The following is a 7598-nucleotide window of genomic DNA, read 5'->3' as shown; positions in this document are numbered from 1 at the left end:
CGACGCTCCGTGCACGGATTGCCGATCGCATGCCGCAGGGCGTGGTCTACACCACCTTCCACCAGCCGGAGTCGCGCGCCAACGTCATCACCACGGAGTATTCCGACTGGGCCACCAACTGCCCCGACTACAAGGTGACGGCGGTGCAGGTTTCCCTCTCCAACCAGCCTTCCGACTGGCGGAAGGAATGGGAAGAGCGCGAGGAAGAGAACAAGCGCATCGATTCAGGCATGGTGGCCGCGGAGTGATCGCGAGAACCGCCAGAAAGCCGGTGCTGGCGAGCGCCGCGGCCCCCGCCACCTCGGTGCCGGCGAAGGGAACGCTGCACACGCTGGCGGGCGGCGTTGAAACCGTCTGGCAGGTGCCGGACGAAGTGCCAGTGAGCCTGCAATTCAATTCCACGGCCTATGCCGTGATGATGGCGACACCCGCCGATTTCGAGGATTTCGCGGTGGGCTTTGCGATAGCGGAAGGCATCGTCGCGAGGGCCGCCGGCATCGCCCGGGTCCTCGTGCTGCCCGCCGAACAGGGCTACGCGGTTGACCTTTCGGTCGCGGAAGAAAACCTCAATCGCGGCCGCATGGCCAGGCGCAGCCTCGAGGGGCGCACGGGCTGCGGCCTGTGCGGGATCACCGAGATCGCCGACGCCATCCGCATGCCGGGCCGGGCGCTGCCCGCCGTGCCGTTGCGCCCGCGGGCGGTGGCCCGCGCCTATGAAGAGCTTCCCCGCCACCAGCCGATGAGCCGGGTCAACCGCACGGTGCATGCCGCCGCCTGGTGCTCCGTGGACGGAGAAATCATTCTCTCGCGCGAGGACGTGGGCCGCCACAACGCGCTGGACAAGCTGATCGGCGCCATGGCCCGCGAGGGCCGCGGCGCGGCGAACGGCTTTGTGCTCATGTCCAGCCGCTGTTCCTTCGAACTGGTGCAGAAATGCGCCATCGCCGGCATCGGCGCGCTTGCCACGGTTTCGGCGCCCACCGCGCTCGCCCTGTCGCTGGCGCGCGGGGCCGGGCTCAAACTCGCCGCGCTTTCAAGCCGCGGCGTCATGATTTTTGACGAGGACTGACCAGCATGGAAACCAGAGACATGATCCGCATGGCGAACCAGATCGCCGGCTTCTTCCACGGCTCGGGGCCGGAGGCCGAGGCCCGCGATGTCGCCGAGCACATCAACAAGTTCTGGGAGCGCCATATGCGCCAGGCTTTGTTCGCCCATCTCGACGAAGGCGGCCAAGGCCTCGACCCCGCGATCATCAAGGCCGCGCCGCTGATCAGGCGGCCGAACACGGCGGACGCCTGAGGCCGGTTCCCCTCCCGTTCCGTCAGCCGCTCCGGGTCCCCGCCCGTTCCGGAAACGCTTTTGCGATGGCGTCGCGGCTGGCGGCGATCACCCCGCGCTCGGTGATGAGGCCGGTCACATAACGGGCCGGCGTTACGTCGAAGGCAAAGTTCGCCACTTGCGAGCCGCGCGGCACGATTTCCACGGTTTCGATGCGGCCATCGGCGGTGCGGCCGGTCATGTGCGAGACTTCGCTTCCGCCGCGCTGCTCGATCGGGATTTCCTTCACACCGTCCACCACGTTGAAGTCAATGGTGGGCGAGGGCAGCGCCACATAGAAGGGCACGCCATTGTCATGCGCCGCCAGCGCCTTGAGATAGGTGCCGATCTTGTTGCACACATCGCCCTGCGCGGTGGTGCGGTCAGTGCCGACAATGGCTAGATCGACAAGCCCATGCTGCATCAGATGGCCGCCGGTATTGTCGGGGATCACGGTATGCGGCACGCCGTGATGCAGAAGCTCCCAGGCGGTGAGCGAGGCGCCCTGGTTGCGCGGCCGCGTCTCGTCCACCCAGACATGCACCGGAAGGCCGGCATCATGCGCGGTGTAGATGGGCGCGGTGGCCGTGCCCCAGTCGACGGTCGCCAGCCAGCCGGCGTTGCAATGGGTGAGGATGTTGATGGTCTTGCCGGGCCTGGCGGCGGCGATCGCCTGGATGATCCCGAAGCCGTTGCGGCCGATGGCCTGGTTGATCGCCACGTCCTCATCGGCGATTTCGGCGGCCCGCCGGTAGGCGGCCGCGGCGCGGGCGGCGGGCGGAAGCGGCTTGAGGCTCCGCATCATCTCGTCCAGCGCCCATTTGAGATTGATGGCAGTGGGCCGGGTCTTCACCAGAAGCTCATAGGCGGCGGCGAGCGCGGCGTCGCTGGCGTCCGCGCGCATGGCGAGCGCCACGCCATAGGCGGCGGTGACGCCGATCAGCGGCGCGCCGCGCACCAGCATGTCCCTGATGGCGGTGGCGGCTTCGCCCGCCGAGGCCAGCGTCACGGTTTCGAACAGATGCGGAAAGCGGGTCTGGTCGATGATGCCCACCGACCAGCCATCGTCATTGAGCCATATCGTGCGGTAGTGGCGTCCGTTCACATTCATTGCAAAGTCTCCGGCGTCAGCCGGTATGCAATAGCACATCGACCACGGCGCAGTCCCGCGGCCCGGCGAACAGCGGGTTGATCTCGATCTCGATCACCCGGTTGGCGTCATCGGCCGCAAAATTGGCGAGACGCTCCAGCATGTCGAGCAGGGCCTCGCGGCTGGCGGCGGGTTGGCCGCGATAGCCGTCGAGCAGGCGATTGACCTTGAGCCGCCCCAAAGCGCGCGCCATCTCGCCCCGCGTCGCCGGCAGGAGCAGGGTGGCGGCATCGCCCAGCACCTCCACCAGAACGCCGCCCGTGGCGAGCGTCATGGCGAGGCCGAATTGCCGATCGCGGCGGATGCTGACCATGAGTTCCGCCACCGGAGCCGCCGCCATGCGTTCGACCAGGAAGCAATCGGTGACGGCCGCCGGATCATGGGCGGTGACCGCCGCCGTCATCCGCCGCACCGCGGCCGTGACCGCCTCGGGCGAGGGCAGGTTCAGCTTCACGGCACCCGCTTCGGTCTTGTGCGGCAGCCGGGCGCTGACCATTTTCAGCGCCACGGGGAAACCCAGTTCCGCCGCGGCGGCCGCCGCTTCAGCCCCCGTTGCGGTGCGCCCTTTGGGAACGGCGATGCCGCGCGCCCTGAGCAACGCCTTGGCGGCGGCTTCATCCATCAGGCGCGGCTGGCCCATCGCCGCCGTTGCGGCAATGAGCGGCGGCGGCGGATCGGCGGCGATCTCCGCCCGGCGCTCGCCATGCCAGGCGGCGGCGGCGATCGCCGTCATGCACTCCTCGATCCCCTGCATGGGGGCCACGCCCTCGGCCACCAGAAAGCCGCGCGTTTCGGCGTCGAGATTTTCCGGAATGGTGCTGCACACCGCGGCGGCAAGGCCTTGCTGCCTGGCCGCGGCGATGAAGGAAAGCGTGTCGTTCCGGTAATAGACCTTGCTCTCGTCGAGCCCCGGGGCGGGATAGTCCTGCACGATCACCGCCGCGTCATGGCCATCGCCGAACAGCGTGTCGAACACCGGCCGGGTCTTTTCCGGAATGCCCCAGATCGGCGTCGTGTAATCGAGCGGGTTGGACACCGTGGCGGTGGCCGGCAGCTGGCGGCGCAGCCGTTCCGCCGTGGCGGGGCAGGGCGGCGTGAAGCGGAGGCCCAGACGCTCGGCATAATCGGCCAGCATGGTGGCGCCGCCGCCCGAGCAGGTGAGCCCGGCGAGACGGCGTCCGGGCGGCACGCCCGCCACGCACAGGAATTTCACCGTTTCGAGAAGCTGGGCGGGGCTCGTCACCCGGATGATGCCCAGCCGGTCGAACAGCGCGTCATAGAGTTCGCCAGTGCCGGAGAGCGAGCCGGTGTGGCTCACCGTCAGGCTGGCGCCCAGCCGCGAGGTGCCGGTCTTCAGCGCCACGATGGGCTTGCCGAGGCGCAGAGACTTGAGGGCGGCGCGCGCGAAGGCCTCGACGTCCTTCAGGCCCTCGATGTGAAGCCCGATCGCCGCCACCTCCGGGCGCTCCGCCAGCGCATCGACGAAATCCTCAAGCCGCAGCACCGTCTGATTTCCGGCGGAGACCATATAGGCGAAGGGCACGCTGCGCTGGCTCATGGTGAAATCGGAGGACAGCATGCCGCTCTGGGTGACGATGGCCGCGCCGCGCCCCGGGCAGGAGCCGCCATGCGCGAAAGGCCACAGCGCCACGCGGTCCACGTAATTGATGAGGCCGTAGCAATTGGGCCCGATCAGCGCCAGATCGCCGGCCGCCGCGACGAGCCGCGCCTCCGCCGCGGCGCCATCCTCGCCGGTTTCGCCGAAGCCCGCCGTGTAGCAGACGACACCGCCCGCCCCCATGGCGGAGAGTTTTTCCAGCGTGCCGATGGCCGCCTCCCGCGGCACCGCCAGGAACACCGCGTCGGGCGCCTCCGGCAGGTCCTCGACGGCCGCGAAGCAGCGGTGCCCGCCGATCTGGCCGCGCTTCGGGTTCACCGGCCAGAATGGCCCGGCAAAGCCGATGCGGGCGCATTCGGTGGCCACCACCTCGGCATCGCGCCCGCCGATCACCGCCACATGGCGGGGCTTCAGCAGCCGGGCCAGATTGGCGCGCCGTCCCGGAGTCATGCGCCGAGCGGCCGCAGAATGGCGCGCGAGATGATGTGGCGCTGGATCTCCGAGGTGCCGTCCCAGATGCGCTCCAGCCGGGCGTCGCGCCACAGGCGCTGCACCGGCAGTTCCTCCATGAGGCCCATGCCGCCATAAATCTGGACCGTGTTGTCAGCCACCCGGTTGACCATCTCGGAGCAGTAGAGCTTCACCATGGAAATGTCGGCGTCGGTGAGCGTGCCGTCATTGGCGCGGCGGATCGCGTCTTCGACCAGCAGGTCGGCGGCGCGCAGCTCGGTCGCCATGTCGGCGAGCTTGAAGCCGGTGCCCTGGAACTTGCCGATGGCCTGGCCGAACTGCTTGCGGCTGGCGGCCCATTCGGCGGCAAGCCCCAGCAGCCGCTCCGCCTTGCCGCAGCAGGAGGCGCCGACGAAGATGCGGCCATAGGTGAGCCACTGGCCGGACATTTCCAGGCCGCGGCCTTCCTCGCCGAGAATCTGGCCGGGTCCGAGCCGGACATCGTCGAAGGAGAGCTGGAAGGTCTTGTAGCCGCGGTAGCTCACCGAATGCGTGCCCTCGCGGACCTCGAAGCCCGGCATGCCGACATCGACGAAGAAGGCGGTGACGCGCTTGCGCGATCCGCGCGGCGTTTCATCCACGCCCGTGGCCGCGAAGACGATGGCGAAATCCGGCATCACGGGGCCTGAGATGAAATGCTTGGAGCCGTTGAGGATCCAGTCAGGCCCGTCGCGGCGGGCGTTTGACTTCATGCCCATCACGTCGGATCCGGCCTCGGGTTCCGTCAAGGCGAAGAGCTCGCGCTTCTCGCCCTTCACGCAAGGATAGAGGTAACGCTCCTTCTGGTCGCCCTCGCAGGCGAGCAGGAGTTCGGTGGGCCGCGCCGCCCAGCTGTGCAGCGCGTGGCTGGTCTTGCCGTATTCGCGCTCCATGATGGTCTTGGCTTCAAGGCTCAGGCCGCCGCCGCCCACCTCCTCCGGCAGGTTCGCGGCATAGAGCCCGGCCTGCTTGGCCCGCGCTTCGATCTGGCGGCCGAGATCGAGAGGCACCTCGCCCAGCCGGTCGACGAGATCCTCATGCGGGGTCAGTTCGGCCTTCATGAAGGCCTGGACGGTTTCCAGCAGCAGGCGGTTTTCGTGGGAATTGACGAGACTCAACATGTCCTCCGGTGGTTCAGGCGGTGTCCCCGGCCTTGCGCCGCGTGAGCAGCGTGTGGGCGGCGAGGGCAACCAGGGTGATGGCGATCAGCAGAACGGCGGCGGCGGCCACCGTCGGGTCGGTGTTCTCGCGCATGCCGTTCCACAGCCGGCGCGGCAGCGTGAAGACGTCGAATTTCGAAATGAACAGCGCCACCACGATCTCGTCCCAGGAGAGGATGAAGGCGAACACCGCGCCAGCCAGAATGCCCGGCCTGATCACCGGCAGGATGACGCGGCGAATGGTGGTGGCCAGCGGCGCGCCGAGGCTGCGCGAGGCCTGTTCCAGCTTCAGATCGAAATTGGCGAGCGCGGCTGAGACGGTGATGACCACCATGGGTATGGCGAGAATGGTGTGGGCGAGGATCAGCCCGAGGTAGGAATCGATCAGGCCCAGCGGCACCCACCAGCGGTAGAAGGCCATGGCCGAGATGATCGGCGGCACCATCAGCGGCAGCAGCAGGAAAGCGCGGATCGCCTCGGTGAAGCGTCCCGACACGCGCCACAGGCCGATGGCGGCAAGGGTGCCGAGGAACGTGGCGAGAGCGGCCGAACACAGCGCGATCACAAAGCTCTGGCCGAAGCTCGACAGCCATTCCGCGCTGGTGAACAGGTTGTGGAAATGCTGCAGCGACACGCCGTCCCACGGCAGCGAGAGATAGGTTTTCGAGGTCAGCGACACCGGGATCGCCACCAGTGACGGCACGATCAGGATCAGCAGGATCGTCCAGGCGGCGATGTGGTTGACGCGGCGGAGGCGGGAGCCGGTCATCGCGGGCCGCCCGCGAAGATCGCCGACAGCTTCATGAAGCGGTTCAGCACATACATGAGCGCCAGAACGCTGGCCAGCATGAGGGTGGCCAGCATCGCCGCCGTTCCCCAGCGCACGGTGACGAGAAGCTGCACGGAGATATATTCGGCGATCATCTGCACCTTGCCGCCGCCCAGGATCGCGGGCGTCACGTAGAAGCCGAGCGAGCTGATGAAGACGAGCAGCGAGGCGGCGACGATGCCGGGCCGGGTGAGCGGCAGGAAGACGCGGAAGAAGGTCTGCACATTGGAGGCGCCGAGGCTGCGCGAGGCGCTGGTTACCCGTGGATCGATGCCCTGCATGTTGGCGAGCAGCGGCAGGATGGCATAGGGCACCATGTATTCGGTCATGCCGATCAAGACGCCCAGCTCATTGCGCATCAGGGGAAGCGGTTCGGCGATCAGGCCCGTGGCGATGAGCGCGTTGTTGAGAACCCCGTTGTGGCCCAGCAGCATCAGCCAGGCGAAGGAGCGCACCAGAACCGATATCCAGAAGGCGATGAGCAGGATCGCCATCATGCGCTGGCGCACGCCGGACAGCGCGTGCAGCATGGCATAGGCGATGATGTAGCCGAGGAAGACGCTGGCCAGCGTGGTGATCAGGCATAGGCGGATGGTGGTGAAGATCAGGCGCGAGACGGTGTCGCTTTCGATGATCTTGTAATAGTTGCCGAGCCCCGGCTTCGGGTCGGTCACGCTCAGCAGCAGCACGTTGACGATCGGCGCGGCATAAAGCGCCAGCACCAGCAGCAGGGCTGGCGCCACGAGCAGCCAATAGACATTGATGCGGGGCATTGCCGCCGTGCCGGACATGATGTGCTGCGCCGTCAGGGAGCGCGCCCCGGCGGATGCCGCCGGCGCGCGCCCGGGTTTCCTAAGATCAGCCGATCGCGTCGAGGAAGGCGTTCACGGCGTCGCCGCCCTTTTCCGCCCACCACACGGGATCGTTGAAGATCACCTTGTCGATTTTCATCGCCGAGTTGACGGCAAAGGGCTGCATGGCTTACGGAAACATGCCGTAGGCTTCCGGGTTCGACGGCGTCATGCCGAGGCA

General features: G+C 67.6%; 8 protein-coding genes. 3 read left to right on the top strand and 5 right to left on the bottom strand.

Translation table 11 applies throughout. The features are described 5' to 3' along the window. The 3 genes from ACKOED_RS05975 to ACKOED_RS05965 all read left to right on the top strand — a co-directional run. Positions 1–248 (top strand): molybdopterin dinucleotide binding domain-containing protein (locus ACKOED_RS05975; RefSeq protein ID WP_408915667.1); only part of this gene is annotated, 248 nt, incomplete at its 5' end. Then, the gene (gene fdhD, locus ACKOED_RS05970) at positions 245–1069 is read left to right on the top strand and encodes a formate dehydrogenase accessory sulfurtransferase FdhD (RefSeq protein ID WP_408915666.1); all 825 of its coding nucleotides are present in this window, start codon (positions 245–247) and stop codon (positions 1067–1069) included. The genes ACKOED_RS05975 and fdhD, both read left to right, overlap by 4 nt. A 5-nt stretch (positions 1070–1074) precedes the next feature. Then, positions 1075–1302, top strand: a complete 228-nt coding sequence (locus ACKOED_RS05965) for a formate dehydrogenase subunit delta (RefSeq protein ID WP_408915665.1) — start codon at positions 1075–1077, stop codon at positions 1300–1302. A 22-nt stretch (positions 1303–1324) separates the two neighbouring features. On the opposite strand, the gene mtnA is transcribed toward ACKOED_RS05965, so the two are convergent. Genes mtnA through ACKOED_RS05940 form a run of 5 tightly spaced genes read right to left on the bottom strand, consistent with a single transcriptional unit; the run spans position 1325 to position 7357 of the window. After that, positions 1325–2431, bottom strand: coding sequence for an S-methyl-5-thioribose-1-phosphate isomerase (gene mtnA, locus ACKOED_RS05960; protein ID WP_408915664.1), 1107 nt, complete (start codon positions 2429–2431; stop codon positions 1325–1327). Positions 2432–2447: 16 nt separating this feature from the next. After that, positions 2448–4538 (bottom strand): acetate--CoA ligase family protein, encoded by a 2091-nt coding sequence (locus ACKOED_RS05955; protein ID WP_408915663.1) that lies wholly within the window; start codon positions 4536–4538, stop codon positions 2448–2450. Further along, complete coding sequence (locus ACKOED_RS05950) at positions 4535–5698, bottom strand: acyl-CoA dehydrogenase family protein (protein WP_408915662.1); 1164 nt, start codon at positions 5696–5698, stop codon at positions 4535–4537. The genes ACKOED_RS05955 and ACKOED_RS05950 overlap by 4 nt, the downstream gene beginning before the upstream one ends. A gap of 13 nt (positions 5699–5711) precedes the next feature. Further along, positions 5712–6506: an ABC transporter permease gene (locus ACKOED_RS05945; protein WP_408915661.1), complete on the bottom strand. Its 795-nt coding sequence runs from the start codon at positions 6504–6506 to the stop codon at positions 5712–5714. Then, on the bottom strand, positions 6503–7357 hold the full coding sequence (locus ACKOED_RS05940; protein WP_408915660.1) for an ABC transporter permease: 855 nt from the start codon (positions 7355–7357) through the stop codon (positions 6503–6505). The genes ACKOED_RS05945 and ACKOED_RS05940 overlap by 4 nt, the downstream gene beginning before the upstream one ends. Between the last annotated feature and the right edge of the window lie 241 nt (positions 7358–7598).

It is taken from the genome of Aestuariivirga sp., from assembly GCF_046093005.1.
Taxonomy (GTDB): Bacteria; Pseudomonadota; Alphaproteobacteria; order Rhizobiales; family Aestuariivirgaceae; genus Aestuariivirga.
This window is presented reverse-complemented; position numbering and strand designations above follow the sequence as displayed.

Excerpts from the sequence above, each read along its gene's own strand:
- ACKOED_RS05965 (WP_408915665.1), top strand. The coding sequence starts at position 1,075 with ATGGAAACCAGAGACATGATCCGCATGGCGAACCAGATCGCCGGCTTC.
- mtnA (WP_408915664.1), bottom strand. The coding sequence starts at position 2,431 with ATGAATGTGAACGGACGCCACTACCGCACGATATGGCTCAATGACGAT.
- ACKOED_RS05955 (WP_408915663.1), bottom strand. The coding sequence starts at position 4,538 with ATGACTCCGGGACGGCGCGCCAATCTGGCCCGGCTGCTGAAGCCCCGC.
- ACKOED_RS05950 (WP_408915662.1), bottom strand. The coding sequence starts at position 5,698 with ATGTTGAGTCTCGTCAATTCCCACGAAAACCGCCTGCTGCTGGAAACC.
- ACKOED_RS05945 (WP_408915661.1), bottom strand. The coding sequence starts at position 6,506 with ATGACCGGCTCCCGCCTCCGCCGCGTCAACCACATCGCCGCCTGGACG.
- ACKOED_RS05940 (WP_408915660.1), bottom strand. The coding sequence starts at position 7,357 with ATGTCCGGCACGGCGGCAATGCCCCGCATCAATGTCTATTGGCTGCTC.